Source organism: Streptomyces marokkonensis, from assembly GCF_039539045.1.
Taxonomy (GTDB): domain Bacteria; phylum Actinomycetota; class Actinomycetes; order Streptomycetales; family Streptomycetaceae; genus Streptomyces; species Streptomyces marokkonensis.
In genome coordinates this window covers 1-26071 of sequence record NZ_BAABCQ010000113.1, presented here as the reverse complement: position 1 = coordinate 26071, position 26071 = coordinate 1, and the positions used below count along the sequence as shown (strand labels likewise).

21 protein-coding genes are annotated in these 26071 nt (G+C 73.7%); 8 read left to right on the top strand and 13 right to left on the bottom strand.

All coding sequences use genetic code 11. The annotated features are described in order from the left end of the window. The 3 genes from ABEA26_RS24475 to ABEA26_RS24465 all read left to right on the top strand — a co-directional run. The coding region (locus tag ABEA26_RS24475; RefSeq protein ID WP_345595491.1) for a hypothetical protein at positions 1-541 on the top strand (541 nt) is incomplete at its 5' end. Positions 542-638: 97 nt separating this feature from the next. Further along, complete coding sequence (locus tag ABEA26_RS24470; protein WP_345595490.1) at positions 639-2216, top strand: ABC1 kinase family protein; 1578 nt, start codon at positions 639-641, stop codon at positions 2214-2216. Positions 2217-2235: 19 nt separating this feature from the next. Further along, complete coding sequence (locus tag ABEA26_RS24465; protein WP_345595489.1) at positions 2236-3132, top strand: SAM-dependent methyltransferase; 897 nt, start codon at positions 2236-2238, stop codon at positions 3130-3132. A gap of 70 nt (positions 3133-3202) precedes the next feature. On the opposite strand, the gene ABEA26_RS24460 is transcribed toward ABEA26_RS24465, so the two are convergent. From ABEA26_RS24460 to ABEA26_RS24420, 9 genes are all read right to left on the bottom strand, one after another. Then, positions 3203-4444: a wax ester/triacylglycerol synthase domain-containing protein gene (locus tag ABEA26_RS24460; protein WP_345595488.1), complete on the bottom strand. Its 1242-nt coding sequence runs from the start codon at positions 4442-4444 to the stop codon at positions 3203-3205. A 117-nt stretch (positions 4445-4561) separates the two neighbouring features. Then, a complete protein-coding gene (locus tag ABEA26_RS24455) occupies positions 4562-5884 on the bottom strand; it encodes an NAD(P)/FAD-dependent oxidoreductase (RefSeq protein ID WP_345595487.1) in 1323 nt (440 codons plus the stop codon). Further along, positions 5881-6492, bottom strand: coding sequence for a flavin reductase family protein (locus tag ABEA26_RS24450; RefSeq protein WP_345595486.1), 612 nt, complete (start codon positions 6490-6492; stop codon positions 5881-5883). The genes ABEA26_RS24455 and ABEA26_RS24450 overlap by 4 nt, the downstream gene beginning before the upstream one ends. Further along, the gene (locus tag ABEA26_RS24445) at positions 6464-6931 is read right to left on the bottom strand and encodes an aromatase/cyclase (RefSeq protein WP_345595485.1); all 468 of its coding nucleotides are present in this window, start codon (positions 6929-6931) and stop codon (positions 6464-6466) included. Before ABEA26_RS24445 ends, ABEA26_RS24450 begins: the two co-directional genes overlap by 29 nt. Before the next feature lie 30 nt (positions 6932-6961). After that, entirely contained in the window at positions 6962-8302 is a 1341-nt protein-coding gene (locus ABEA26_RS24440; protein ID WP_345595484.1) for an aspartate aminotransferase family protein, read from the bottom strand. Next, a complete protein-coding gene (locus tag ABEA26_RS24435) occupies positions 8299-9420 on the bottom strand; it encodes an SDR family oxidoreductase (protein WP_345595483.1) in 1122 nt (373 codons plus the stop codon). Before ABEA26_RS24435 ends, ABEA26_RS24440 begins: the two co-directional genes overlap by 4 nt. Before the next feature lie 50 nt (positions 9421-9470). After that, positions 9471-10604: an acyl-CoA dehydrogenase family protein gene (locus ABEA26_RS24430; protein ID WP_345595482.1), complete on the bottom strand. Its 1134-nt coding sequence runs from the start codon at positions 10602-10604 to the stop codon at positions 9471-9473. A 114-nt stretch (positions 10605-10718) separates the two neighbouring features. Further along, positions 10719-11681, bottom strand: coding sequence for a bifunctional lysylphosphatidylglycerol flippase/synthetase MprF (locus ABEA26_RS24425; protein ID WP_345595480.1), 963 nt, complete (start codon positions 11679-11681; stop codon positions 10719-10721). After that, on the bottom strand, positions 11665-12168 hold the full coding sequence (locus tag ABEA26_RS24420; protein WP_345595479.1) for a hypothetical protein: 504 nt from the start codon (positions 12166-12168) through the stop codon (positions 11665-11667). Before ABEA26_RS24420 ends, ABEA26_RS24425 begins: the two co-directional genes overlap by 17 nt. A 164-nt stretch (positions 12169-12332) precedes the next feature. Here ABEA26_RS24420 and pdxR point away from each other — a divergent pair, with 164 nt between their 5' ends. The 3 genes from pdxR (at position 12333) to ABEA26_RS24405 (ending at position 17095) form a co-directional block, all read left to right on the top strand. After that, the gene (gene pdxR, locus ABEA26_RS24415; RefSeq protein ID WP_345595478.1) at positions 12333-13937 is read left to right on the top strand and encodes a MocR-like pyridoxine biosynthesis transcription factor PdxR; all 1605 of its coding nucleotides are present in this window, start codon (positions 12333-12335) and stop codon (positions 13935-13937) included. A gap of 67 nt (positions 13938-14004) precedes the next feature. Next, a complete protein-coding gene (locus ABEA26_RS24410; protein ID WP_345595477.1) occupies positions 14005-15591 on the top strand; it encodes an alkaline phosphatase D family protein in 1587 nt (528 codons plus the stop codon). A 172-nt stretch (positions 15592-15763) separates the two neighbouring features. Further along, positions 15764-17095 carry a GNAT family N-acetyltransferase gene (locus ABEA26_RS24405; protein ID WP_345595492.1) on the top strand — a complete coding sequence of 444 codons (1332 nt, stop codon included), beginning with the start codon at positions 15764-15766 and terminating at the stop codon, positions 17093-17095. A gap of 146 nt (positions 17096-17241) precedes the next feature. Here the strand turns inward: ABEA26_RS24405 and ABEA26_RS24400 are convergent, their stop codons facing one another. Beyond that, the gene (locus tag ABEA26_RS24400) at positions 17242-18489 is read right to left on the bottom strand and encodes a trans-sulfuration enzyme family protein (RefSeq protein WP_345595476.1); all 1248 of its coding nucleotides are present in this window, start codon (positions 18487-18489) and stop codon (positions 17242-17244) included. A 59-nt stretch (positions 18490-18548) separates the two neighbouring features. Here ABEA26_RS24400 and ABEA26_RS24395 point away from each other — a divergent pair, with 59 nt between their 5' ends. Together ABEA26_RS24395 and ABEA26_RS24390 are read left to right on the top strand one after the other, a co-directional pair. Then, a complete protein-coding gene (locus tag ABEA26_RS24395; RefSeq protein WP_345595475.1) occupies positions 18549-19040 on the top strand; it encodes an Lrp/AsnC family transcriptional regulator in 492 nt (163 codons plus the stop codon). A gap of 78 nt (positions 19041-19118) precedes the next feature. Beyond that, positions 19119-20807, top strand: a complete 1689-nt coding sequence (locus ABEA26_RS24390; protein WP_345595474.1) for a DUF885 domain-containing protein — start codon at positions 19119-19121, stop codon at positions 20805-20807. A gap of 31 nt (positions 20808-20838) precedes the next feature. Here the strand turns inward: ABEA26_RS24390 and ABEA26_RS24385 are convergent, their stop codons facing one another. From ABEA26_RS24385 to ABEA26_RS24375, 3 genes are all read right to left on the bottom strand, one after another. Next, positions 20839-21684 carry an SDR family oxidoreductase gene (locus ABEA26_RS24385; RefSeq protein ID WP_345595473.1) on the bottom strand — a complete coding sequence of 282 codons (846 nt, stop codon included), beginning with the start codon at positions 21682-21684 and terminating at the stop codon, positions 20839-20841. A gap of 215 nt (positions 21685-21899) precedes the next feature. Further along, complete coding sequence (locus ABEA26_RS24380; protein ID WP_345595472.1) at positions 21900-24890, bottom strand: AAA family ATPase; 2991 nt, start codon at positions 24888-24890, stop codon at positions 21900-21902. After that, positions 24887-26050, bottom strand: coding sequence for an exonuclease SbcCD subunit D (locus tag ABEA26_RS24375; RefSeq protein ID WP_345595471.1), 1164 nt, complete (start codon positions 26048-26050; stop codon positions 24887-24889). Before ABEA26_RS24375 ends, ABEA26_RS24380 begins: the two co-directional genes overlap by 4 nt. Between the last annotated feature and the right edge of the window lie 21 nt (positions 26051-26071).

Genomic DNA, 26071 nt, shown 5'->3' with positions numbered 1-26071 from the left:
CCTCAAGGACCTGGTCGGTAATATGGCCGACAGCGGGAAGGAAGCCTTCGACGACTTCCTCGACCGGCCGGACAGGTCCAGGCCGTGCGGCTCGGGCAGCCCGGTCGACACACTGGCCGGACTGCCCGCGAACGCGCTCGGCGCGCTGGCCGGCGCCGTCAACCCCGCGGCCGTGCTCGCGGGCGCGGCCAACCCGCTCGCCGCGCTGGGAGGGACCGGCAACCCTCTCGCGGCGCTCGGCGGGGCCGGTAACCCCCTGGCCACTCTGGGCGGGGCCGGGGCCGGGGCCGGTAACCCCCTGGCCGCTCTGGGCGGCGCCGCCAACCCGCTCGCCGCGGTCGGCGGTGCGGCCGGTGCCCTCGGTGGGCTCGGGCAGTTGGCCGGAGGCCTCGGGCAGGCGGGCGGCGGGGTCGGCGACCTCATGTCGCTGCCGACCCAGCTCACCCAGCTGCTCCAGGTGCTGCCCAAGCTCGTCGAGGCGCTCGAGGGCCTGCAGAGCCTGACCAACCTGCCGGCCCAGGGCGGACAGTCCTCCCCCTAGAGCCGACCACCGGTGCCCCCATTCCGCCCGGCCGGACCGGTCGGGCGCACCGACCGCCGTTCGAGTACCCGGCTCCCGATCTGAGGAGGATCACACGATGGCGTCTGTCGTCGGCGATCGGCTGCGTCTCGTGGTCAAGGTGCTGGGCAGCCTCGTGGCCGACGAGGTGGGACAGGCGACCCGGCTGCGGAGACGTACGAGACGGGACACGCCGTCCCCGGCGGAGGACACCGAGGCCTCCGCCGGGTCCGCCCCCGGCACCTCCGCCGGGTCGGAGCAGCGCCGTGCCAAGGCGGTGCGGCAGGCACTGGAGAGCCTCGGACCCTTCTACGTGAAGCTCGGCCAGATCCTTTCCACCCGCCCCGACATGGTGCCGCAGTCGATCCGGGACGAGCTGCAGAACCTGCACGACCAGGTGGACGTCCAGCCCTTCTCCGTGTTCGAGCCGGTGCTGGCGCGGGACCTCGGACCGGACTGGAAGCTGCGCTTCGACGACGTCGAGACCACCGCCCCGCTCGGGGCGGCGTCCCTCGCGCAGGTCTACCGGGTGACACTGCCCGGTGGACGCCCGGCCGTGGTGAAGATCCAGCGGCCCGGCATCCGCGACGGCGTGCTCGCGGACATGGCCCTGATGCGACGGGCATCGAAGATCGTGGCCCGCGTCGCGCCCCGGTTCAACGAGGTCATCGACATCGAGGCGATGCTCGGCTCGGTCTTCGACGCGATGGAGCCGGAGCTCGACTTCAACGGCGAGGCCCACAACATGGACGAGGCCCGCGAGCACATCCGGCAGTTCCGCTCGCTGGAGGTGCCCCGGGTACTGCACGCCAGTCCGCGGGTCCTGGTCCAGTCGCTCGCCGGCGGGAAGTCGGTGCGGCACATCGACCGGAGCCACTTCACGGACGACGAGCGCATCGAGCTGGGCAAGGATCTGCTGCGTTTCATGTACCACGGGTACTTCGTCCACCGCTTCTTCCACGCGGACCCGCACGCGGGCAACGTCTTCGCCGCGCCCGGTGGTCCCGCGACGCTGATCGACTGGGGCATGGTCGGCCGTCTGGACCGCCGTACCAGTATGCAACTGCTCCCGCTGTTCATGACGTTGGCGCAGAACGACGGGGCCGGACTGGCACAGCACTGGGCGGGGATGGGCCGGATGACGCCGTGGGCCAACATGCCGGCGTTCGCCGCCGACATGGCCGCCTTCGTGCCGAAGGTCTCCCATCTGCCCCTGGAGGACATGAACTTCGGCGTCTCGCTCACCACGGTGCTGGCCAAGGCGACCAAGCGGGGCATCGGTTCACCGCCGGCCGTCTCGCTGCTGGGCAAGTCGTTCGCGAACCTCGACGGCTCGGTACGCTGCCTGGCTCCCGAGATCACGCTGCCTGAGGTGTTCCAGGGCGAGGTGCCGAAGATCCTCTTCTCGCTGGGCCGCGAGTTCCTGGGCCGCAACCAGTTCGCCCGCAACTCCATGGAACTGCTGCTGACCGCCGTCACCAGCCCTGAGCAGGTCCGCGGCGTGCTGTCCGACATCGCCAACCGACAGTTCGCGCTGAACGTCCACGAGCCGCGGACCCCCGCCGCGATGGGTGGCCAGCGACCCACCCGTCCCTCCGGCGGGCTGCTGGCGCTGGGCGCGCTGGCGGTCCTGCTCAACCGTCGCCGCTCCCCCTGAACCGACACGGAGGTTTCCCATGCCGGACACCACACGGCCCAAGGCCCCGCCCGCGTCGGGCGTCCCACTGCCGGACGGGCTCTCCCGGGTCGCCCTCTGGACGGCGTCCGCGCACGCCGCGGAGTACGGGCGGTCCGCGCCGTACGTCCGAGATCCGTGGGCCGCCGACTTCCTGCACGCGGCCGGCTTCACCGGGGGTCCCCCGGGCGACGGCCCGCTCCAGCGGCTGCTGCCCGACTGGGCCGTGGTGCGCACCCGCTTCTACGACGAGCACCTGACGGCCGCGGCCCGTTCGGGATGCCGGCAGGTCGTGCTGCTCGGGGCCGGTCTCGACACCCGCGCCTTCCGGCTGGACTGGCCGAGGGGGGTGCACGTCTTCGAGGTCGAGGATCCGGCGCTGCTGGCCTTCAAGGAGCACGTGCTGGACTGTGCCACACCGTCCTGCGGGCGCCGCAGCACCGTGGGTGCCGACCCGGCCGCCTCCTGGGGCGAGGACCTGCTCGCCGCCGGGCTGGATCCGCGCCGGCCGACCGCGTGGCTGTGCGAGACGCACCTCTACCATCTCCCGCCTCACACGGTGGAGTCCATCGTCCGCACGATGACGGAGCTCTCCGCACCCGGCAGCACCTTCGGTGCCGAGTGCGTGAACGCCGGGACCGCGTCCTCGTCGTTCGTGGCGCCGTTCCTCGAGGCCCTGTCGGCCACCGGGATCTCCTGGAACTGGCAGCTCGCCGAGCCGGAGGGCTGGTGGGCGGGGCACGGCTGGGACGCGCGGGTGGCCGACCTTTTCACACTGCCGTACGTGGTGCAGCGCCTGGCGCCCTATCTGCCGCTGCTCTCCGAGGCCGCGGCGAAGTGCGTGTTCCTGACGACTGGGACCCTGGGCGGCTCCGGCGGCTCCCGCGACTCCCGCTGAGGAACCGGACGGCACGGCAGGTGCCCCGGGCCCGTCGCGACGCGCAAGGGCCCTGCCGTGCCGCTGCCCGCTACGTCCGTTCCAGTTCCAGCAGTGCCGCCAGCCACAGGCCCGGGAGTTCGTCGGCCGTCGACAGGGCCTCGTCGTGGATCACGGCGAAGCAGGCGGTGTCGTGCTGGCTCGTCAGCGTGGCCAGGCAGCGGATACCGGCGCCGAGCCCGGAGTAGACGACGGCCCGGCGGGCGACGTTGCCCTGGTGGACGAGTGCGCTGCCGAAGTTCACGCTGCTCACCGGCCCTGCGACGGACCGGCCGTTGACCATCCGGGTGCCGACCCGGGCGCCGACCGCCCGCGGCCCGGCACTCAGCATCAGGCGCAGGGCCTCTCGCTGACGGCTGGTGCGCAGTGCCCCGGTCCGGGCGACCACGCGCTGCAACGCGTGATGCGCGGACGGCGCGTCACAGGGCAGCAGGACGCGTGCCACGACGAGCCGGTTGCCAGGGGCGCACTCCTCCCCGGGTCCCCGCACCGACATCGGGAGCGCCACCGGCAGCGGCGGATGGGGGAAACCGGCGCTCTTACGGTGCCAGGTGCCCACCGCGTGGGCGTGGGCGGCGAGGAAGACGTCGTTCACCGAGGCGCCGTGGGCCCGGGCGACGGCCCGCAGCCGCGCCACCGGGACAACCGCCTGACATATGTCCGTCCGCCCGTGGACGGGTACGTCGAAGGCCGGTTTGGCGGTCCGCCGGAAGGAGGCCGCCACGTCACCGACGGCACCGGCGAGGCCGCCGGGAGCCGGCAGGCCACGGTGGTGCGCCGGCGGTCCGCCCGCGGGGTCGTCGTCGAGCAGGGCCCGCGCGGTGTGCGCGGCTCCCACGCCGTCCTGGAAGGTGTGGTCGGTGCGGTAGCACAGACTGTGGCCGCCGGTGGGACCGTGCACCAGCCACAGGTCCCAGGGCGGCCTTCCGTCCCCGCCCATGGGACGGGACAGCATCAGCCGCCCGGCGCCCGAGCCGTCGTCGTCCCCGGGCAGCCAGGCCTCGTGCACGTGCCGCTCCACGTCGATCCGTTCGACGCGGGAGAACGTCCTGCTCCTCCGATCGATGCGGTAACGCAACGCCGGGATGCGGTGGGCGCGTTCGGCGACCCGGGCGCGTACCGAGTCCAGGGTGGGGGCGCGGCCCAAGAAGCCGAAGAGGAAACCGGCCGGCAGCGGTCTGCCCTCCATGGCCAGGTGGTAGGCGACGTCGGCGACGCCCATGGGCAGGGACGCCGGCAGACCGCCGTCGCTGCCGGGGCGGGGGTGGCGCATCCGGGACCTCTCCGTCGGTTGTCTCTCGGTGGTCTGTCAGTTTGCCTGTCGGTTCGTCTCTGTCGGTGCGTCTCTGGTGGTTTCCTGTCGGTCTGTCTCTCGGTCCCCGCCAGGACGTCAGCAGGCGCGGCGAGCGGCGCGTCCGAGCCCGTCCACGTACGCGCGCAGCAGGGGCCGGGCGGGGCCGTGGACCGGCAGGCGCGGGGCCCGGGAGCGGTGCCACGGCAGCGGTTCTCCGGGTTCCGGCGTGCCCAGCAGGGCCGCGGCCACGTGCGCGCCGTGCGCCACGGACAGGGCGAGGCCGTGTCCGCCGCAGCCGCCGACGTACCAGACGTCGGGGAACCCCTGGACCGGCCCGACCACCGGCAGGTCGTCGCCGGTGACACCGATGCGGCCGGACCAGCGGTGGGTGACCCGTGCCCCGGCGAGGCCGGGGCGCAGGCACCGCAGCCATCTCTCCAGCCGGCTCCAGGCGCGTTCCCGCAGTGCCTGCAGCCGGGGAGCGTCGAGCCCCGCCAGGACCGTGGCGGTGCCGCCTCCCGCCACCAGGCCCCCGTCAGGAAGCAGCCGGAAGTACGGCGCCATCGGCACGGCGTCGACGACGGCGCGTCCGGCGCCGCCGCCGAGTGCCTCGTACACCGGGGCGCTCAGCGGCTCGGTGGCGACGGCGTACACCTCCAGCGGGAGTACCGTGCCGACGGGCAGGTCCAGTGTCCGCGCGGCGGAGTTGACGGCCAGCACCGCCTGACCGGCGTAGAGCCGGCCGTGCGGGAGGACCAGCTCGGGGCCGACCAGGTCACCGGGGCGCAGCGCCAGCAGCGGGCTGCCGCCGTAGAAGCGCACGCCCTTGTCGGCGCAGGCGCGGGCGAGGGCGCAGGTCAGTGCGGCCGGGTCCAGGGTGGCGGCGGGGCGGTACAGGAGAGCGGCCTTGTACGGCACGCCCACGCGGTCGCGGATGCCGGCCGAGGTGAGGACGGGGACGTCCAGACCGATCTCGCGGCAGGCGCGGGCCTGCCGGGCGAGTGCCACCAGGCCCGCGGACGAGCGTGCGGCCATGAGCTGCTCGCCGGTTCGCAACCCGCACGGTACGCCGAGCCTGCCGCACAGGTCGAGGACGTCGCGTACCGCCCGCTCGCTGGCCCGGTGCATCCGGCGCGCCGTCCGCGGGCCGAAGCGGCGCACCGCGCGGTCGACGGAGGGGCCGGCCCGGGGGCCCAGCAGACCGGTGCCCCGGCCACTCGCCCCGGCGGCCGGCTGCTCGGCGTCCACCACGACGATGTCCAGCCCGGGGGCACTGACCGCCAGGTGGTAGGCGCAGGACAGTCCGGCCAGGCCGGCCCCGACGACAGCCACGTCCGCGGTGACCACACCGTGCAGTTGGGGATGCGGCGGCAGTTCCGCCGGTTCCCAGTACGGTGCTCCGGCCGGCGGCGTGGTCATCCGGCGGCGTCCGGCACCGGCTCGGTCAACGCCCCGAACCGGCGGTCGTGCCACAGCAACGGGCGCCCACCGCCCACGTGCACGGCGGCGACCCGGCCGACGACGAGGTGGTGGTCGCCGTAGCGGCGTACGTCCTCGGTCAGGCACACCGACCAGGCGAGCGCGCCCGCCAGCACCGGGACGCCCAGCACCTGCCGGATGTCGCTCCCGGCGAACCGCTCGGCCGCCGTCGTCGTGGGGGACGCGAACCGGCCCGCCAGCTCCTTTTGTTCCTCGCGCAGCAGGTGCACGGCGAAGACCCGGCGGGCACGGGCGGCGGCGAGGGTGCGGGAACCGTCGCGAAGACAGGCCAGGAGCAGCGGGGGGCGGGCGGAGAGCGAGGTGACGGCGGAGACCGTCATGCCGAGCGGGCCGTCCTCACCCCGGGCGGTCACGACGGTCACCCCGGCGGCCAGCTTGGCGTACAGGCCGAGGCAGCGGGCGGCACCGGGCCCCGGTTCCTCGTGCAGCGATTCTCCGTGCGGCCACGCCCCGTACAGCGGATCGGTCGCGGTGGGCGCCCCGGCGGTCGCCGTCCGGTCAGCCACGAGCCGCAGCCGCGCGTTCATCGATCACCTCCGCGTCCGCCAGGCCCCGCAGCACGCGGGCGATGTTGGTCCGCACGGTCGACTCGGCGACCGGGTCGAGGATCTCGGCCAGGGAGGGGATGCCGAGGTCGAAGGCGGCGGTGAACACGATGAGCGTGCCGCCGTCCCTGGGTTCGCAGCGCCAGGTTCCTTCGAAGGTCTGGAAGTCGCCGCTGAGCTGCTCGAAGGCGAGGGAGTGGGTCTCGGGCGAGTAGGTGTCGCGTTCCCGCCACCGCATCAGGCCGCCCCGGAACTCGACGGTCCAGTCCGAGACCGTCGAACCGTCGGGCAGCTCGGGCTCGACGGACACCTCACGGAAGGTGTCGCTGTACTCGGGGTAGCGGCGGAAGTCGCTGATGCGTCGGTAGACGTCGGCGGGTGCCAGTTCGTCGGCGAAGGCGTGCAGGACCACATGGCGCATGGGTCGTTCGGTTCCTTCCAGAAGCAGGAGTCAGCCGGCCATGCGGCCGGCCGCGCTGTGCAGGGCCTCGGCGAGAGTGGTGAGGAACAGGTCGAGCTCGGAGTCCTCGACCACGGCCGGCGGGGTCAGCCGCAGCACCCGGGTGGAGTTGAGGGAGTGGTTGACGAGCACACCGCGGGAGATCAGCTCCAGCAGGAGTTCACCGACCGCCTGGTCCTCGGCGAACTCGATGCCGATCAGCAGCCCCCGGCCCCGCACCTCGCACACCAGCCCGCCCTCGTACGGCGCGCACACGGCCCGTACGGCGGTGAGGACGCGAAGGCCGAGAGCGGCGGCCCGGGCCACGGTGTTCTCGTCCTCCATCGCCCGTACGGTGGCGAGGGCGGCGGCACAGGCGATCGGGGAGGCGCCGAAGGTGGAGGTGTGCAGGTAGGGGTCGCGGCTGAAGGGGGCGTAGGCCTCGGCGGTCGCGGCCATCGCGGCGACCGGTACGACACCGCCGCTGAGCCCCTTGCCGGCGAGCAGTACGTCCGGACTCACGCCCTCGGCGTCCACTCCCCACCAGGTGCCCAGCCGTCCCATGCCGGTCTGGATCTCGTCGACGACCAGCAGGGCGCCGTACGCCCGGCACAGCGCGCGCACCTGGCTGAGGTAGCCGGGGCGGGGGATGCGTACACCGCCCTCGCCCTGTACGGGTTCGATGATGACGCAGGCCCGGTCGCGGCGGACGGCCAGCGCCTGTTCGAGGCCGGCCGGGTCGTCGTAGGCGACCTGGGTGACGTCGGGGAGCAACGGCTGGAAGGGCGTCTGGTACGTGGCGTTGGCCGTGACGCTCAGCGCGCCGAGTGTCTTGCCGTGGAAGCCCCCGCGAGTGGTGATCAGCGAGGTGCGTCCGTGTGCGCGGGCCAGTTTCAGGGCGGCCTCGGTGGCCTCGGCGCCGGAGTTGACGAAGTGGACGTGGTCGAGGCCGGGTGGGGTGTGGGCGGCGAGTGCCTGGGCGGCCAGGGCGGCGACGGGTTCGAGGAAGACGCGGCTGGCCAGCGGGTGGGTGTCGATCTGGCGGTGCACCGCCTCGACGACGGCGGGGTGACGGTGGCCCAGGATGAAGACGCCGTACCCGCCGAAGTCGAGGAAGCGGCGGCCGTCGTCGGCGTGGATCCAGGCGCCCTCGGAGCGGACCTCGGCCATGCCGCCCATGACCCGGCCCATGACGGCGCGGCCGGAGCCGATGTGCTTGAGGTAGAGGTCGACGACATCGATCCGGTCGGACGGCTCGGCGGTCCCGGCGGACGGCACAGCCGTCCCCGCGGACGGCACAGCCGTCCCCGCAGGTGACCCGGCCGTCTCCGCGGACGGGGGTGACACCGTCATGACGCCGCCTCCCTCGGAGCGGTCGCGGCGGCCCGGTGCCGGCTGAGCAGGCCGGCCCTGTCCTCGGCCCAGCTCTCCGCGTTGCGCACGAGCGCGGCGCGGATGTCGGTGCGGGTCGGGCGGGTGCCGCAGTCGCGTTCGCCGAGGGAGGTGTCGAACGGCAGCTCCCGCTGGAACACCAGCAGTAGTTCCGCGTAGTGCTCCAGTCGCCGGCGGACCGACACGGGCAGGGCGGTGCCCTCCAGCAGGGGCAGCAGCAGCCGGTGCACGGCCTCGACCGGGATGAGCCGGGGCCGCTCGGGCCGGGGCAGGCCGTGGCGTACGGCGACGTCCGCGCAGACGTCGGCGACCTCCCGTAGCTCGACGGCCTCCTTCCCCGCCGTCAGCCAGTACTCGCCGCTGCCGACGCCGCCCCGGACCAGGTCTCCGATGGCCCGTGAGACGTAGTCCTGGGGCACCATGTCGATCCGGGCCTCGGGGGCTCCGGGAAGCACGGGCACCTGTCCCAGGACCATCGAGCCGATCGTCTTGGTCAGGCCCTGCTGACCGGCGATCCGCCCGGTGCCGGAATCACCCATGACGACCGAGGGCCGGACGATGGCGCCGGGCACGCCCGCGTCACGTGTCAGCTGCTCGGCCCGGGTCTTGGAGTCGAGGTAGGCGGCGGCGCCGGGAAAGCGCCGGCGGTCCTCCTCGGTGGGTGTGTTGGCCACGAACGCGGTACTCACCAGATACATCGGGGCGTCGGCCCGGGCGGCCAGGTCGAGCATGGTGTCCGCACCGCGCAGGTTGGTGCGTGTGATGTCGTCCGGTGGGGTACGCCAGTTGGTCTCGGCGGCGGAGTGCACCACGACGTCCACCTGGAGGGCCAGCTCGTGCCAGGCCAGGGGACTCAGACCGAGCCGGGGTGCGACGAGGTCGCCCCGCATCTCGCGCACCCGCGGATCGCGCAGCGGTGTGTTGCGACGCAGGCACAGCAGGTCGAAGTCGGGTGCCAGCTCGTCGATCAGGGCCCGTCCGAGCACTCCAGAACCACCGGTGAGCAGCAGGGTGCGGCGGTCGCGCGGGCCCGCACGACCGGTGGGCAGGACGGCGAGACGCTGGTTGTCTGACGGCATGGGTGTGTTCTCCCAACGGGTCTCGGCCACCGATGAACGGCGGACTGAGGTCAGGCGATGAGGAGTGGCCGGTCGGCCAGGTACGCGGAGAACGCGCCGGTCATCCGGGAGCGCGACGGCGGGTGCAGGGACAGACCGTTGGCACAGGCGGCGAGGTGGCCCACCTCGTCGGAGGCCATGAAGTTGAGCCCGCCGAGCAGTTCGACCGCGCGCGGGACGACACGGGCGATGGCGTCCTGGACGCCGTAGCGCACGTACAGGGCCTGCGCGAGCGCCGACTCGTCGAGGTCGCCGGCGTCGACGCGTCGGGCGACGCTCTCGGCGGTGGCCATGGCGGCCTCGGTCTCGACGTAGAGGCGTACGCGCTCGTGCTCGGGGATGCGGTCGTTCAGCAGCACCCGCTCCACCAGCGCGCTCGCGGCGCCGAGGTAGCTGCCCGTCATCAGTGCCTGGAACCAGATCAGACCCGCCGTCTGGAGCTCGTCGAGCCGTTCGCCGGAGGTCGTCGCGGTGCGCAGCAGGAGCTCCGGGGGGACGAGGACGTCCGTGAGGGTGACCTGTTCGCTCTCGGCACCGGCGAGGAAGGCGCTCGACCAGAAGCCGCTGACGCTCAGGCCGTCGCTCTCGGCGGGCACGAGGGCGACGGCGAGTTCGTCCCCCGGCCCGTCCTCGCGCGGGAGGACGACACTCGCGGTGAGCACGTCCATGGAGCGGGCGAGGCTGCACGGCCGCTTGACGCCGTTGATCCGGATGCCGTCCTTGGTCACCACGGCGGTCATCGACGGGTCCAGGATGCCGGCGCCGCTGCGGCCCTCGGCGAAACCGGAGGCGATGACCCGGTTGGTCGAGGCCACGCCTTCGACCAGCATCCACTCCAGGCCGTCGCCGAGGTCGCCGAGTCCGACCAGGGTGGCCATGGAGAAGTGGTGCATGGTGGTGGCCACGGCCAGGGAGGGAGAACGGCTGCCGATGGCCCGCTGGACGCGCAGCGCGTCCAGCGCGCTCGCGCCCCGGCCCTGGTGGGACTCCGGAACCAGGAGCCCCGGGCCGCCGCTGTCCCGGAAGTGCCGGATGCCGGGGCTGCCCGGCCGCTCCAGCTCCATCAGCGGGGTCTCGCGCAGGGCGGGGTCCAGGTCGGGCAACAGCTTGGCGAGGGTGGTGCGTTCACGCTCGAGGAATCTCATGGGCGTGGTCCTTTGGGGTGCGATGGGTGTGACACGTGCGCGGCGCGCGTACGGCACTCATATGGCGCTCGTGGGGCACTGGCGCGGCGCCCGCGCGGCCGCGCAAGCGGTGGCTCATACGGCGTTGGTGGCGCGCAGCAGCTGCCAGACGGCGCCGGGGCGGGGCCTGCCGCGGAAGGCGATGTACTCCGGGAGGACCGCGTGCGGGGCCCACTTCTGCTTGTACTCGAGCTGGGAGGCCGCGGGGTAGACGGTGCCGCCGCGTTCGGCCAGCAACCGGGCGAACCGGGAGAACAGGCGGCTGGCTCCCGGCGGTTCGTGCTCCGGGCCGAGCCCGGTGAACGGGGTGAATCCGAAGTGCAACCAGCCGGCTCCGTCGGCGGTCAGCCGTTCCATGACGGTCGCGTTGAGTGCCTCCATCACGCCGGGCGGCGCGTCGGGGCGGCGCCGGCTGAGGTCGTGCAGCCAGCCTGGCCGGCTGCCGTAGACCGGCGAGTAGTTGATGTACCCGACCACTTCGCCGTCGATCCGGCCGGCGAACAGACGGCGGTGCCTCTGGAGGCTCCCGTCGCGCTGGCCGACGAGGAAGCGCAGCTCCTTGACGTGCCGGCCCTTCTCCCGCAGCCAGCACCGATCGATCCGGTCCAGTGCTGCGTGGTCGTCGCCGTCCCCTACCTCGACGACCTCCAGACCGGCCCGCCGGGCGCGCGAGATCTTGTTCCGCAGCCGGACGAACCGTGAGCCGCGCAGCGTGAAACGGCCCAGGTCGACAGCGTACGACGCCCCGATCTGGTTGACCGTGAACCCGTGCGCCGCGTACAGCTCGGCGTCCGCCCGCTGCAGTTGTACGGCGACCAGGCGGCGTCCGGCGTGTGCGGCGAAGGCGTCCAGCAGCCGGGCGCGGTGTTCGGGTGCCGCGAACGGGCCGCCGAACTGCAGCACGTAACGGCCCGATCTGCGATAGGCGCAGGCGCCCTCGAACCGGTCGTCGTGGAAGAACGCGTTCCCGCTGTTGAGGGCCAGAAAGGAACTGGGGTTGTCGCTGTGCGCGGCGAGCGTGTCAAGTACGGACGGCATCGGTGTCCTCCACGGTCCGCGCCGCGGCGCCTTCACCGGAATCCGCCACCGAGCGGTAGCGCTGCTCGAACACGCGGAAGGCCGGGTCGGTTTCCGGTTCGAAGGCGACGCCGAAGGGTTTGAGGGAGTTCCCGAAGAGCGCCCGGTCGCCCATGAGGTGGATCGGAAGGGCGAGCAGCGCCCATTCGGGCCGGACGAACAGCGCCCACGCCCCGGCCAGGACGCCTGCCGTGACCAGGCTGTGCATCGCGTTGTAGGCCACGTAGTAGCCACGCGGAACGCGTCGGTCCGGGCTGCGCCGGAAAGCGATCGCGCCGGGAACATAACCGATGATGTCGATCACCACGAACAGCAGCACGAACACGCCCCAGCGAATCTCCGTACGGTGCTGGAAGGCGAGCACGAGCGATACGGTGAGAAAGCCCAGCCATTCGAGTCGGGAGAGAGCGAAGGTGGCCTTCGTCTCGAAGCGGTTCTTGGCGTCCACGGGCGCTCCTGGATTGCGCGTACGATTTTGGGGTTCGGCAGCGGCCTGCCCCCTCGCTGTGGTCTGTCACTCCGGTTTACGCACCGGCGCCTCTCACCCCTCGGGTCCAACCCCTCGTAAAGTAGGGGCGATTGAGCGGACGTGATCTTCGGGAGACTGTTTTCATGACATCAGCGCCGACCGGCCCGGAGAACAGCCGTCCGGGCTCCGCCGACAGCACGGCCGAAGGCGTTCCCGACGGCATTCCCGGCCAGGTGGCCGACGGCACGGCCGCCTGGGAGTTGCTGCTGCCCGCCGTCTCGGCGCCGGCACGCGCGCGTGGCCGTGCGCTGCAGGAGGCGCTGCGGGACGCGGTCCGCTCCGGCCGGCTCACGCCGGGCACCCGCCTGCCGTCCAGCCGGGACCTCGCGGCCGACCTCGGGGTCTCGCGGGGACTCGTGACGGAGGCGTACGAGCAGCTGACGGCCGAGGGGTACCTGCGCAGCGGACAGGGTGCGGGGACCTGGGTCGGCGACGCCGTCAGGGCGGCCCGTCCACGCGCGCGCGATCTCGCCCCGCGCTCCCCCGGCGACCGCGCCGACTTCGTGCCGGGGACGCCGGACCTGTCGCTCTTCCCCCGCTCGGCGTGGGCCGCCGCGCAGCGGGGCGTGCTGGCGGAGCTGCCGCACGAGAGCCTCGGTTATCCCGACCCGCGCGGGCTGCCCCGGCTGCGGACCGCGCTGGCCGAGCTGCTCACACGGCGCCGGGGCGTGGTGGCGGACCCGGAGCGGATCGTGGTCGTCTCCGGAGTGGCGCAGGCGACGGCGCTGCTCGCGAGCGTGCTCCACGCGCGCGGGATGCGCACCGCCGGTGTCGAGGATCCCGGCAGCCCTCAGCACGGCGCCCTGTACGCGTCGGCCGGCGTCGGCACCGTGCCGCTGCCCCTGGACGGCGAGGGGCTCGCCGTCGGCCCGCTGCACGCCTCGGGCGTACGGACGGTCGTGACGACGCCGGCCCACCAGTTCCCCACCGGCATCGCCTACTCGGCGCGGCGGCGCACCGAACTGCTGGACTGGGCGCGGTCCGTGGACGGGCTCGTCCTGGAGGACGACTACGACGGCGACTTCCGCTACGACCGTGCCCCGGTGGGCGCCCTCCAAGGGCTCGATCCGGAACGCGTCGCCTATACGGGTTCGGTCAGCAAGTCCCTCGCACCGGGACTGCGGCTGGGCTGGCTGCTGGTACCGGAGTGGCTGGCGGACGACGTCGTCGAGCGCAAACGCACCACGGACCTCGGACATCCGACGCTCGACCAGGCGCTCTTCGCGCGCTTCGTGGAGCGCGGCGACTACGACCGCCAGCTGCGCGTCTGCCAGCGCGCCTACCGCGAGCGGCGCGACGCGCTGGTCGCCGCGCTGGAGGAGCACTTCCCCGGCTCGCGGGTCTCCGGCATCGCCGCCGGACTCCACGCCATCGCCACGCTCCCCGAACGGTACGGTCCCGAGGAACACTTCCTCACGCGCGTGGCGGACGCCGGGGTCGCGGTTCACGCGCTGGCGGCGTACGGGCACGGGACGGGCGGTGACGGGACGGCGGGGAGGGACCGGACGACGGGGAAGAACGGGTCTGCGGGGAAGGAGGTGCGGCTGGTGCTGGGATACGCGCATCTGACGCCGGGGCGGATTCGGGAAGGGGTGGCGCGGATGGCGCGGGGCGAGTGTGATGCGTCCGGTGCGCGGGCGGCCGGTTGTTCACCCGCAATTTCCGTGCTCGCCGCGCCGCACCAGTAGGTCTGGCTCTGCACACCGGCCGGTCACCGGCCGGATCCCGTCCCTGGACGTCCCTGGAGGCGCATCCATGTCACACCGTCCGTTGCCCGGTCGCCGCAGCGTGCTGCGCGGCTCGCTCGCCGCGTCGGCGGCCCTGACCCTGCCCACCGCTCTCGGGGCGGCGCCGGCGTTCGCCCGTTCCGGGCGGCCGGGAGCGGGCTGGGGCGTGCAGACGGGAGACGTGACCGCCCACTCCGGTCTGGTGTGGGTACGGTCCGACCGGCCGGCCCGGATGATCGTCGAGACGTCCGCGACCGAGTCCTTCCGCAACCCGCGCAGATGGCGCGGCCCGCTGCTGGGCGCCGGCACGGACTTCACCGGCACGACCAGGCTGCGCGGCCTGCCGCCGGGCGAGCAGATCCACTACCGAGTCCTCCTCGCCGACCCGGACGACCCGCGCCGCACCGGCGAGCCGGTCCCCGGCACCTTCCGCACGGTGCCGGTCCGCCGGCGCGAGCCAGTGCGTTTCGTGTGGTCCGGCGATCTGGCGGGCCAGGGCTGGGGCATCAACCCCGACCTCGGCGGCTACCGCATCTACGACGCCATGGGCGCCCTGGACCCGGACTTCTTCCTGTGCAGCGGCGACAACGTCTACGCCGACGGCCCCATCGCCGAGACGGCCGCACTGCCCGACGGCAGCGTCTGGCGCAACGTCACCACCGAGGAGAAGTCCAAGGTCGCCGAGTCCCTCGCCGAGTTCCGCGGCAACTTCCGCTACAACCTGCTCGACGAGAACCTGCGGCGCTTCAACGCCCAGGTCCCGTCGGTCGTCCAGTGGGACGACCACGAGGTACGCAACAACTGGTACCCGGGCCAGGTGATCGCGGACACGGACAGCCGTTACACCGAGAAGCGCGTGGACGTGCTGGCCGCCCGGGCCCGGCGCGCGTTCGGCGAGTACTTCCCGATCTCCACCCTGCGCCCCGGCGCGCGGGAGGGCCGTGTGCACCGGGTCCTCCACCAGGGTCCCCTCCTCGACGTGTTCGTGCTGGACATGCGGACGTACCGCAACGTCAACTCCCCCGGCGGCCAGACCGTGGACCCGCAGGGCATCCTGGGCCGCGAGCAGTTGGAGTGGCTCAAGCGGGAGCTGTCGCGGTCGCGTGCGGTGTGGAAGGTGATCGCCGCCGACATGCCGGTCGGCCTGGTCGTGTCCGACGGCACCGAGGGCAAGGCGAACATCGAGGCGGTGGCGCAGGGCGACCCCGGCGCGCCGCTGGGACGTGAGTTGCAGATCGCCGAACTGCTGCGTTTCGTGAAGCACCGGCGGATCACCGGCACGGTCTGGATGACGGCCGACGTGCACCACACCTCGGCCCAGCACTACCAGCCCTCGCGGGCCGCGTTCACCGACTTCGAGCCGTTCTGGGAGTTCGTGTCCGGGCCGCTCAACGCGGGCGCCTTCCCGGCGAGCGCGCTCGACGGCACCTTCGGTCCGGAGAGGGTCTTCGTGAAGGCGCCGACCGCCTCCAACGTCTCCCCCGCGGGCGGCTACCAGTTCTTCGGCGAGGTCGAAATCGACGGCGACAGCGCCGAGATGACGGTACGGCTGCGTGAGCAGGACGGCACGGTGCTGTTCACGAAGGTACTCCAGCCTGGCCGGGTGGGTCAGTAGTTCCCGTAGCCTGTGAGGTGTGCCGCGCACCGGCGTCATCCCCCGGTGCGCGGCCCCTGACCTTCTGAGGCCGCGCTTCCCAAATGTCCCGGAAGCTCTTTTTACCCATCGGTCACAGAGCGTTCGTGATCACGCAACACCGTTCCTTCACAGTGGTCGCATGAGTCGAGACATGTCCGATGTGACGGGCGCGGTGGCGCCCCTCGTGGAGCACGGCTCCGCGGTACCCGCCCTGCTGCTGGCGTCGGTGGCCGCCCTGGTCGCCACGGCGGGCTTCCACACCTGGTGGTCACGGCGCCACGGCCACGCCCCGCCGACGGACGATCCCGACGCCCGGCCGCCGTCCGCCGCCTCTCTGTCCGGGTCCTCCGACCCGGACAGCGAGCCGGTGGCGGCAGCGGAGGCCGGGGACAGCGCGCTGTGGCGGATGCGGACGACAGTGCGGGACGCACCCGGGTCGCTGGCCGTGCTGTGCACCGCCCTCGCCGAGAGGCGGGTCGACATCCTGAGCCTGCAGACGCATCCGCTGGCCGAGGGCACGGTGGACGAGTTCCTGCTCCGTACCCCGGGTGAGCTGACGGGGTCCGAGCTGGCCGGTGTGGTGTCGGCGGCGGGCGGCGGGCGCACCTGGACGGAGCGGGCGGACGCCCACGACCTCGTCGACGCGCCGACCCGGATCCTGGGACTGGCCGCCCGGACAGCTCTGGACACGGCGGAACTTCCGCTGGTTCTTCGGCAGTTGCTGGGCCGGTGCACCATTCGTTCGCTGCCCGCGGGCGTCATGGGGCAGGAGGTGGACGACGTGCCGCCGGAAGGCGCGCTGAAGGACACCGTGCTGCGGCTGCGCGCGCCGGAGGGCGGGGTGATCAGTGTGGAGCGGCCGTACCTGCCGTTCACCCCGGCCGAGTTCGCCCGGGCCCGGGCGCTGGTCGAGCTGGACGCCCGGCTCGGTCCGCGTGTCCCGCGCGGCCGGGACGTGCTGACGCTGCCCGAGGGGAGCGACATCACGGTGCGCCGGGCCGACACGCGTGATGTTCCGGCGGCGAAGGCGATGCACGAGCGGTGCTCGGCACAGACACTCGGGCGGCGGTACCACGGCCCGGTCGAGGACGCCGACCGGTATCTCCACCACCTGCTCAGCCCGCGCTACGGCCGCACCCTCGCCGTACAGGCCGCCTCGGGGAGGATCGTCGGACTGGGTCACCTGCTGTGGGACGGGGACGAGACGGAGGTCGCGCTGCTCGTCGAGGACGCGTGGCAGTGCCGGGGCATCGGCGGCGAACTCCTCGGCCGACTCGTGGCGATGGCGGTGGAAACGGGCTGCGCGAACGTGTACGCCGTGACGCAGGCGTCCAACACCGGCATGGTCGCCGCGATGCGCGGACTGGGACTCCCCCTCGACTACCGGATCGAGGAGGGGACCCTGGTCGTCACGGCCCACCTGGACCCCGCGGCCCTGGCCGCGACGCGGCTGCCGCACGGGGAGCGGATCGGCGGGGAGTGAGCCCGCGGGCGTGCGGCGCGGTGGGCCGGCCCGCGAACGCCGGCCCACCCACGACGACCGACCGGCCCACCCACGACGACCGACCGGCCCACCCACGGCGACCGACCGGCCCGCGAACGTCGGCCGGTCCGGCCGGCGCACGGTGATCAGTCGGCCCGCGACAGCGCCTCCCGCGACGGGACCGCCCCGCCTGCCCGCTCCCCCGCACGCTCCCCCAGCGCCCGGTCGAGGTCGGCCCACAGGTCGTCGACGTCCTCCAGGCCGACCGACAGGCGCAGGAGCCGGTCGCCGACCCCGGCGTCGCGGCGGTCGTCGGCGTCCACGATGCGGTGGCTGATGGACGCGGGGTGCTGGATGAGCGTGTCGACGCTGCCGAGGCTCACGGCCGGGGTGATCAGGCGGACGCGGCCGATGACGTCGTGCGGGTCCCCATGGACCTCGAAGGAGACCATGGCACCGCCGATGCGCGGATAGTGGACGCGGGCCACGCGCGGATCGGCGGCGAGGCGGCCGACGAGCGCGGCGGCGTTCGCGGAGGCGGCCCGCACGCGCACGGGCAGGGTCGACAGCCCGCGCAGCAGCAGATAGCCGGCCAGCGGGTGCAGTACACCCCCGGTGGCGAAGCGCACCTGCCGCAGCCGCCCCGCGAACTCCTCGTCGCAGGCCACCACCCCGGCCAGCACGTCGCCGTGCCCGCCGAGGTACTTGGTGGCGCTGTGCAGCACCAGGCGAGCGCCCTGTTCGGCGGGGCGCTGGAGCACGGGCGTGGCGAAGGTGTTGTCCACGAGCAGCGGCACCGACCCGCAGGCGTGGGCGACGGCCCGCAGGTCCACCTCGGCCAGCGTGGGGTTGGCGGGCGACTCCACGAGCACCAGGCCGGTGTCCGGGCGCAGCGCGTCCGCGACACCGGCCGGGTCGGTCCAGGTGACCTCGGACCCCAGCAGCCCGGCGGTCAGCAGATGGTCGCTGCAGCCGTACAGCGGCCGTACGGCGACGACGTGCCGCAGCCCCATCGAGCCCCGGACCAGCAGTACAGCGCTCAGCGCGGCCATGCCGCTGGCGAAGGCGACCGCGGCCTCGGTGCCCTCCAGCCGGGCCAGCGCCGTCTCGAAGCGGGCGACGGTGGGATTGCCGAGACGGCCGTAGACCGGTGGGCCATCGGGTTCGGCGCCGGTGGCGGCGAACGCGTCGATGCGGGCGGCCTCGCCGCGGCTGTCGTACGACGGGTAGGTCGTGGACAGGTCGATGGGCGGGGCGTGCAGTCCCCGGCCGGCGAGATCGTTGCGGCCGGCGTGCACGGCCTCGGTGGCCAGTGCCCTGCCCGTGGGAGCGTGCGAGGGCACGGTGGTGCGTCCCTCGTCGGACGGTGACGTGTGTGTGCGCGCAGAGTCCATGGCCGAAGAGTGAACACTCACCGGGCCTGCGGGGCCGCCGACCGTGCTACGTTCGGCGCATGACCGAGTCCGTCGTACTGGATCCGGTGGATCTTCATTTGCTGCGGCTGCTGCAGAACGACGCCCGGACCACCTACCGCGATCTCGCCGCCCAGGTCGGGGTGGCCCCGTCGACCTGCCTGGACCGGGTGGCCCGGCTGCGGCGGGCCGGGGTGATCCTCGGCCATCGGCTCGAACTGGACCCGGCGAAGCTCGGCCGCGGCCTCCAGGCGCTGCTGTCGGTGCAGGTGCGCCCGCACCGGCGGGAGCTGGTCGGCCCGTTCGTGGACCGGATCCGGGCGCTCGCGGAGTCGCGCACCGTCTTCCATCTCACCGGTCCGGACGACTATCTCGTCCATGTCGCGGTCGCGGACATGACGGATCTGCAGCGGCTGGTCCTGGACGAGTTCACGTCCCGTCGGGAGGTGGCGCGCGTCGAGACGCGGCTGATCTTCCAGCGGTGGGAGTGCGGCCCCCTGTTGCCGCCGGCCGCCCCCGCTGCCACGCCCTGAGCGAAATCCGGCCGTCCACGGCGGCGGGCCCGGCGAACCGGGCTGACGCGGCACCGGAATCCGTATGAGGATGTCCGCATGTCAGAGACCAAGAGCCCGCTGCCCCGCGAGGTCGCCGACGCCTACGTCGACGAGCTCATCGCCCTCGACCCGGTCACCGGTACGTACCTCGGCGTGCAGGAGAGTTCCAGCCGCCTGCCCGACTTCTCGCCCGCGGGACAGGAGGCTCTCGCGGAGCTGGCGCGGGCCACGCTCGCTCTGCTGGACGAGGCGGAGCGCCGGCCCGGCGGGGACAGCGACGTGGAACGGCGCTGCGCCCGGCTGCTGCGCGAGCGCCTCACCGCCGAACTCGCCGTTCACGAGGCCGAGGAGGGCCTGCGTTCGGTCGGCAACATGGGCACCGCCGCGCACTCGGTGCGCGAGGTCTTCACCATCACGCCGACGCAGACGGACGAGGACTGGGCGCGGATCGCCGAGCGGCTGCGCGCGGTGCCGGCGGCGTTCGCGGGCTATCGCGAGTCCCTGGCCCTGGGTCTGGAACGCAAGCTGTACGCGTCTCCGCGCCCGACCGCGACGTTCGTCGAGCAGCTCGGCGAGTGGGCGGACACGGGTGAGGGCCGCGGCTGGTTCGAGGACTTCGCGTCCACCGGCCCCGACGCGCTGCGCGCGGAGCTGGACGAAGCGGCCCGGGGTGCGACCGCGGCCGTGGTGGAGCTGCGGGACTGGATGCGCGACGCCTACGCGCCGGCGATCGAGGGCGCCCCGGACACCGTGGGGCGCGAGCGCTATGCCCGCTGGTCGCGCTACTACAACGGCACGGACCTGGACCTGGACGAGGCGTACGCGTACGGCTGGGCCGAGTACCACCGCCTGCTCGCCGAGATGAGGCAGGAGGCGGAGAAGATCCTGCCGGGTGCCGAGACGCCGTGGGTGGCGCTGGCGCACCTGGACGAGCACGGCAAGCACATCGAGGGTGTCGACGAGGTCCGCGACTGGCTGCAGGGCCTGATGGACCGGGCGATCGAGGCACTGGACGGCACCCACTTCGAACTCGCCGAGCGGGTGCGGAAGGTGGAGTCGCGCATCGCCCCGCCCGGCAGCGCGGCGGCGCCGTACTACACGTCCCCGTCGGAGGACTTCTCGCGCCCCGGCCGCACCTGGCTGCCGACGATGAGCCTCACCCGTTTCCCGGTCTACGACCTGGTCTCCACCTGGTACCACGAGGGTGTTCCCGGGCACCACCTCCAGCTCGCCCAGTGGACGCACGTCGCCGAGGACCTGTCCCGTTACCAGGCCTCGGTCGGCATGGTCAGCGCCAACGCCGAGGGCTGGGCGCTGTACGCGGAGCGGCTGATGGACGAGCTGGGCTTCCTCACCGACGCGGAGCAGCGGCTCGGTTACCTGGACGCGCAGATGATGCGGGCCGCCCGGGTCATCGTGGACATCGGCATGCACCTGGAGCTGGAGATCCCGGCCGACTCCCCGTTCCGCCCGGGCGAGCGCTGGACGCCGGAGCTGGCGCAGGAGTTCTTCGGCGCGCACAGCAGCCGTCCGGCGGACTTCGTGGAGAGCGAGCTGACCCGGTACCTGACGATCCCGGGCCAGGCGATCGGCTACAAGCTCGGTGAGCGGGCGTGGCTGCTGGGCCGGGAGAACGCCCGCAAGCGGCACGGTGACGCCTTCGACCCGAAGGCCTGGCACATGGCGGCCCTCTCCCAGGGTTCGCTGGGTCTGGACGACCTGGTGGACGAGCTGTCGCGGCTGTGAACCGGGCGTCGGCTCCCGGCCGCCCCGGGCCTCACCGCCGGAAGCCGCCCTCCGAGTCGACGACCTGACCGGTGACCCACTCCCCCTCGTCCGTGGCGAGCCACGCGATGAGGCGGGCCGGGTCGTCGGGCATGCCCCACCGGCCGGCGGGGAAGAGCGCGGCGACGGCCTCGTAGTCCTCGCCGGTCATGTAGTCGGTGTCCACGGGCCCGGGGTTGACCGCGTTGACGGTGACGGCGTGCTCGGCGAGGGTCGTCGACAGGGAGCGCGTGATGGAGGCGAGCGCGCCCTTCTGGAGCGCGTAGGCGATCTCCCCGGGCATGCCGCCCGCGATGTCCTGGCCGGAGGTCGTCATCACCACACGCCCGCCGGGAGTGCGGGGCGGCAGCGCGGCCCGCAGCCGGGCGTAGGCCTGGACGAGCAGCAGCACCGAGCGGGTGTCGACCTGCCAGTGGGCGTCGAGCATGGCCGCGTCGATCGTGTCGAGGGTGCCGTCGGAGCCGCTGAGGGCGTGGTTGGCGACCAGGATGTCCAGCCGTCCGCCCAGCGCCTCGGCGGCGGTGGCCACGAGTTCGCCGGGGGCGGCGGGGTCGGCCAGGTCACCGGGACCGGCCAGCACGGTGGCGTCCGGGTCACCGAGCGCTGCGCGTACGGAGGCGACCACGTCCTCCGTACGGTCGGCGCCCCAGGGCATGGCGGCGTCGTGCGGCAGGTGGTGGTGCAGGTAGACGCTCGCCCCGTACGCGGCGAGCCGCCGGGCCACGGCGTGGCCGATGCCGCCGCGCCGACTGGCCCCGGTGACGAGGGCGGTCCGACCGCGCAGGGGCAGGGGGTCGCGGCGCAGTTCTTCGGGGGCGGGGTGCGGAAGTCGTGGCATGGGCAACCATGATGGACGGCCGGCCGCCGCCACGCATTCCGATATCACCCCGCAGTCCGGGAAGTCAGAGGTCCGCGAGCCGCCGCGGCTGTACGACGTTCAGCGAGGCCTCCGGCCCGGGGCGCGGCTCGGCCGCGCGCACCGCGTAGCGGCCGGGGTCCAGGGGCGACTGTCACATGGCCGGCGCGTTCGCCGCCGAGGCCCGCCGGGAGCGCTCAGCCGGCGCCCCGTTGCCGCAGTACCGACCCCGTCCGTCCCTTCACGACCTCGAGTTGGGCGTGTATCCGCCGTCGCAGGTCGGCGACATGGCTGACGATGCCGACGCTGCGGTCCCGTTCGCGCAGGGAGTCGAGGACGTCGAGGACCTCGTCGAGGGTCTGGTCGTCGAGGCTGCCGAAGCCCTCGTCGATGAACAGGGTGTCCAGACGGACGCCGCCGGCCTCGTCGGTGACGACGTCTGCGAGGCCGAGCGCGAGGGCGAGCGAGGCGAAGAACGTCTCGCCCCCGGAGAGTGTGGCCGTGTCGCGCTCGCGGCCGGTCCAGGCGTCGACGACGTGCAGGCCGAGGCCGCTGCGGCCGCGCCCGGTGCGGTCGTCGGAGTGGACGAGGGTGTAGCGGCCGGAGGACATGCGCTGAAGGCGCGCGGTCGCCGCGGCGGCCACCTGCTCCAGGCGGGCCGCCAGCACGTACGACTCCAGGCGCATCCGGCGTTCGTTGTCCGCGGAGGTGCCCGCGGCGAGTGAGGCGAGGCGGGCGACGCGGCCGTGCTCCTCGCGCAGTGGGGCGAGGAGGCGTACGGAGTTGGTGGCGTGCGCGGACAGCCGGTCCAGTTCGGCGCAGCGCCGGGCGGCCGCGTCGCGTGCCGAGGAGGCGTCGCGCAGCCGTCGGCCCGCGTCGGCGGCGGTGTCCTGTGCCGCGCCGAGGCCGGCGGGCGGCTGCTGGGCCGCGGCGGCGGTGTCGGCCTCGGTGAGGACCGCGCGTACGGCGGTCTCCTCGGAGTCCCATGCGTCGAGCCGGCGTTGCAGCTCGCGGTGGGCGGTGTCGTCGAGCAGTGCGGCGGCGGCGTCCCGTGGGGTGTCGAAGCCGGCACGGAAAGCGGCGTCGGCGAGACGGGCGTCGGCGTCCTTGAGCCGCTGGGCCGTGTCCTCGGCGACGCGGGCGGCGTCGGCGGCCTCGGTGAGCAGCGCGGCCCGGCGCTCCAGCTGCGCGGCCCGTGCCGCCACGCTGTCGGCGGTGCCGCGCGCCCGCGTCAGCTCCTCCTCCAGCGCGGCCCGTTCGCTCTCCAGCCGCTCCCGGTTGCCGACCCGGGACGCGGCCCGGACGGCGGCCTGCTGCTGGGCCGCGATCCGCTGCTCCCGTTCACGCTCGGCCCGGCGCAGCTCCTCTTGCGCGGCGTGCAGCCCGGAGGCGTTCACCCGCGCCCGCGCGTACCGCCGCTCCAGCTCCTCGGCCTCCTCGGCCAGCCGGGCGGTGGGCGCGTCTCCCGCCTCCGCGGTGGCGGCGGCGAGTGCCTCCCGTACGGTACCCAGGCGCCGTTCGGCCTGGGCGCGCCGCTCGTCGGCGTCCTGGAAGGCGACGAGGGCGCGCTCCTCCGCCTCGCGGTCGACGTGCCCGGCGATCTTGCGTGCGGGGGCGGGGTGCTCGGTGGCGCCGCACACGGCGCACGGTGCGCCGTCGGTGAGGCCTGCGGCGAGTTCGGCGGCGATGCCGTTCAGCCGCTGCTCCTTGAGGTCGAGCCAGTGGGCACGGGCTTCGACGGCGCGTTCGGCCGAGCCGAGGACGTGCCGCTGGGATTCAGCCGTGTCACCGGTCAGCCGGTCCCGTTGCCGGGCCGCGTTCAGCCGGCGCTGCGCCGGGTCGCGCTGCACGGCGAGCTGCTCGGCGTGGGTCGCGGCCTCCTGCGCGGAGTCGACGGCGGCCTGCAGCCGGGAGCGCGTGGTCTCCCAGCCGGCGAGCCAGCTCTCCGCCTCGTGCAGGGCCTCCTCGTCGGCGCGTTCCTGGCGGTCCAGTCCGGCCCGCTCCTCGACCAGCTCGGCGAGGCGCTGTTCGGCCCGCCGGGCCGACTCCAGGCCGCCCAGTTCCTCAGTGGCCCGGCGCGCGGCGGCGGCCAGCCCCGTGGCGCCGGCGTCCGCCAGGGCCTGCGGCAGGGCGGCACGCGCGCGTGCCTCCGAGCCGGCCGCCCGCCGGTGTTCGGCGTCGGCGGCGTCCCTCAGCTCCAGTGCGGGTGCGACCGATTCGGCCTTGCGGGCGCGCTCCATGCGTTGCTGCGCGGCGCGGTGGGCGTCGGCCCGCTCCGCCAGCCGCTCGGCCCGCTCCCGCGCCTGCGCGAACCGGCGTTGCAGCCGGTCCAGTTCGCGTGTGTCGGCAAGGTCGCGTTCGGCCGCGGCCTGGGCGGACTCGGTGGCCGTGAGCCGGCAGTCGGCGACGGCCAGCAGTTCCCGGGCGGTGGTGCGCGCTACGGCGGCGGCGCCGAGGACTGCCTCGGCCAGTCCCGGCTCGCCCGGCGCCAGCTCGGGCAGTTCCATGGCGTCACCGGCGGCCTGCTGCATCCGGTGGGCGTCTGCCAGCAGCGCGGCGTCCCCCTCGCGTACCCGGGTTTCGGTCGCGCGGCGCCGCTCGGCGAGGCGCTTCTCGACCTCGGCGAAGCGCCGGGTGTCGAAGAGCCGGCCGAGCAGCTTGCCGCGCGCCTCCGCGTCGGCGCGCAGAAAGCGCGCGAAGTCGCCCTGGGGCAGCAGCACGACCTGGCAGAACTGCTCGCGGCTCATGCCGAGCAGTTGCGTGATCTCCTCACCGATCTCCTGGTGGGAGCGGCTGAGGTCCTTCCAGGTGCCGGCGCGCGCGTCGTACTCGCGCAGCCAGGTCTGGGCCTTGTCGACGGTCGTGCCCCTGCCGCGCAGCTTCGGGCGCTCCCAGGGCGGCTGCCGGGTGACCTCCAGCCGGCGTCCGGCGACGGTGAGTTCGAGGCGCACCTCGGTGCGCGCGGCGACGGCGTGGTCGCTGCGCAGGGTCATGCCCTGGCCGCTCTGGCGGGCGCCGGGCACCGAGCCGTACAGCGCGTAGCACACGGCGTCGAGGACGGAGGTCTTGCCGGCGCCGGTGGGTCCGTGCAGCAGGAAGAGTCCGGCGGTGGACAGCTCGTCGAAGTCGACGCTCTGCGAGCCGCCGAAGGGCCCGAAGGCGGTGATGTCCAGGCGGTGCAGCCTCACCGGGCCACCTCCCGCACGGTGTCGTCCGCGCGCACCGCGTCGAAGGCGTCCCGCAGCACGCTCCGTTCGTTGCCGTCGGGTCCGGCGCCGCGCACGTGGGTCACGAAGTCCTCCGCGATCTGCTGGTCGCTGCGGCCGGCGAGGCGCCGGGCGTAGGACACGGCGGGGTCGTCCGGGGCCCGCTCGGGATCGAAGACGAGGCTCAGCGTGTGCGGGAAGCGGCCGGTGAGCCGGGCCATGGGGTCGGCCGGGCGGACCGGGTCGGTGAGGGTCGCCTCGACCCAGTCCTCCTCGTGCCGGGTGTGCTCCGGGTCGGCGAGCAGTTCCTCCAGCGTGCCCCGCAGCCGGGCCAGGCCGCGCGGCACCGGGCAGTCGAGCCGCTCGGCGGTGACCGAGCCGTCGGCGTCCAGGTCGACGAGCCACATGCTCTTGCGGTGCTGGTGCTCCGAGAAGGAGTACGGCAGCGGGGAGCCGGAGTAGCGGACGCGCTCGGTGAGGGTCTGGCAGCCGTGCAGGTGTCCGAGCGCCACGTAGTCGACGCCGTCGAAGGCACCGCGGGGCACGGCGGCGACCCCGCCGACGGTGATGTCCCGCTCACTGTCGCTCTGCTCGCCGCCGGTGACGAAGGCGTGCGCGAGGACGACGGAACGGGTGCCCCGCGCGCGCGTGGCGAGGTCGGCGCGGACCCGGTCCATGGCGGCGGCGAGCACGGACTCGTGGCCCGCCTTCTCCACCCCGAACTCGCTCTTCACCAGGGCGGGTTCCAGGTAGGGCAGCCCGTAGAAGGCCACTTCTCCGTGCGTGTCCGCCAGTACCACCGGGGTCCCGCACCCCGCGGGGTCGGTGCGCAGGTGGATGCCGGCGCGGTCGATGAGTCCGGCGCCGACGCCGAGACGGCGGGCCGAGTCGTGGTTGCCGGAGATCATCACCGTGGGCACGCCGAGGTCGGCGAGGCGGTGGAGGGCGTCGTCGAACAGCTCGACGGCGGCCAGTGGCGGCACGGCCCGGTCGTACACGTCTCCCGACACGACCACGGCGTCGACGCCGTGCTCACGCACGGTCTCGACGAGGTGGCCGATGAACCCGGCCTGGGCGTCGAGCATGTTCACCCGGTGGAACGCCCGGCCGAGATGCCAGTCGGAAGTGTGCAGAAATCTCATAAAATGGCCTCGACCTGCATA

Excerpts from the sequence above, each read along its gene's own strand:
- ABEA26_RS24385 (WP_345595473.1), bottom strand. The coding sequence starts at position 21,684 with ATGCCACGACTTCCGCACCCCGCCCCCGAAGAACTGCGCCGCGACCCC.
- ABEA26_RS24390 (WP_345595474.1), top strand. The coding sequence starts at position 19,119 with ATGTCAGAGACCAAGAGCCCGCTGCCCCGCGAGGTCGCCGACGCCTAC.
- pdxR (WP_345595478.1), top strand. The coding sequence starts at position 12,333 with ATGACATCAGCGCCGACCGGCCCGGAGAACAGCCGTCCGGGCTCCGCC.
- ABEA26_RS24375 (WP_345595471.1), bottom strand. The coding sequence starts at position 26,050 with ATGAGATTTCTGCACACTTCCGACTGGCATCTCGGCCGGGCGTTCCAC.
- ABEA26_RS24460 (WP_345595488.1), bottom strand. The coding sequence starts at position 4,444 with ATGCGCCACCCCCGCCCCGGCAGCGACGGCGGTCTGCCGGCGTCCCTG.
- ABEA26_RS24465 (WP_345595489.1), top strand. The coding sequence starts at position 2,236 with ATGCCGGACACCACACGGCCCAAGGCCCCGCCCGCGTCGGGCGTCCCA.
- ABEA26_RS24470 (WP_345595490.1), top strand. The coding sequence starts at position 639 with ATGGCGTCTGTCGTCGGCGATCGGCTGCGTCTCGTGGTCAAGGTGCTG.
- ABEA26_RS24445 (WP_345595485.1), bottom strand. The coding sequence starts at position 6,931 with ATGCGCCATGTGGTCCTGCACGCCTTCGCCGACGAACTGGCACCCGCC.
- ABEA26_RS24400 (WP_345595476.1), bottom strand. The coding sequence starts at position 18,489 with ATGGACTCTGCGCGCACACACACGTCACCGTCCGACGAGGGACGCACC.
- ABEA26_RS24455 (WP_345595487.1), bottom strand. The coding sequence starts at position 5,884 with ATGACCACGCCGCCGGCCGGAGCACCGTACTGGGAACCGGCGGAACTG.
- ABEA26_RS24440 (WP_345595484.1), bottom strand. The coding sequence starts at position 8,302 with ATGACGGTGTCACCCCCGTCCGCGGAGACGGCCGGGTCACCTGCGGGG.
- ABEA26_RS24395 (WP_345595475.1), top strand. The coding sequence starts at position 18,549 with ATGACCGAGTCCGTCGTACTGGATCCGGTGGATCTTCATTTGCTGCGG.
- ABEA26_RS24450 (WP_345595486.1), bottom strand. The coding sequence starts at position 6,492 with ATGAACGCGCGGCTGCGGCTCGTGGCTGACCGGACGGCGACCGCCGGG.
- ABEA26_RS24425 (WP_345595480.1), bottom strand. The coding sequence starts at position 11,681 with ATGCCGTCCGTACTTGACACGCTCGCCGCGCACAGCGACAACCCCAGT.
- ABEA26_RS24435 (WP_345595483.1), bottom strand. The coding sequence starts at position 9,420 with ATGCCGTCAGACAACCAGCGTCTCGCCGTCCTGCCCACCGGTCGTGCG.
- ABEA26_RS24430 (WP_345595482.1), bottom strand. The coding sequence starts at position 10,604 with ATGAGATTCCTCGAGCGTGAACGCACCACCCTCGCCAAGCTGTTGCCC.
- ABEA26_RS24405 (WP_345595492.1), top strand. The coding sequence starts at position 15,764 with ATGTCCGATGTGACGGGCGCGGTGGCGCCCCTCGTGGAGCACGGCTCC.
- ABEA26_RS24410 (WP_345595477.1), top strand. The coding sequence starts at position 14,005 with ATGTCACACCGTCCGTTGCCCGGTCGCCGCAGCGTGCTGCGCGGCTCG.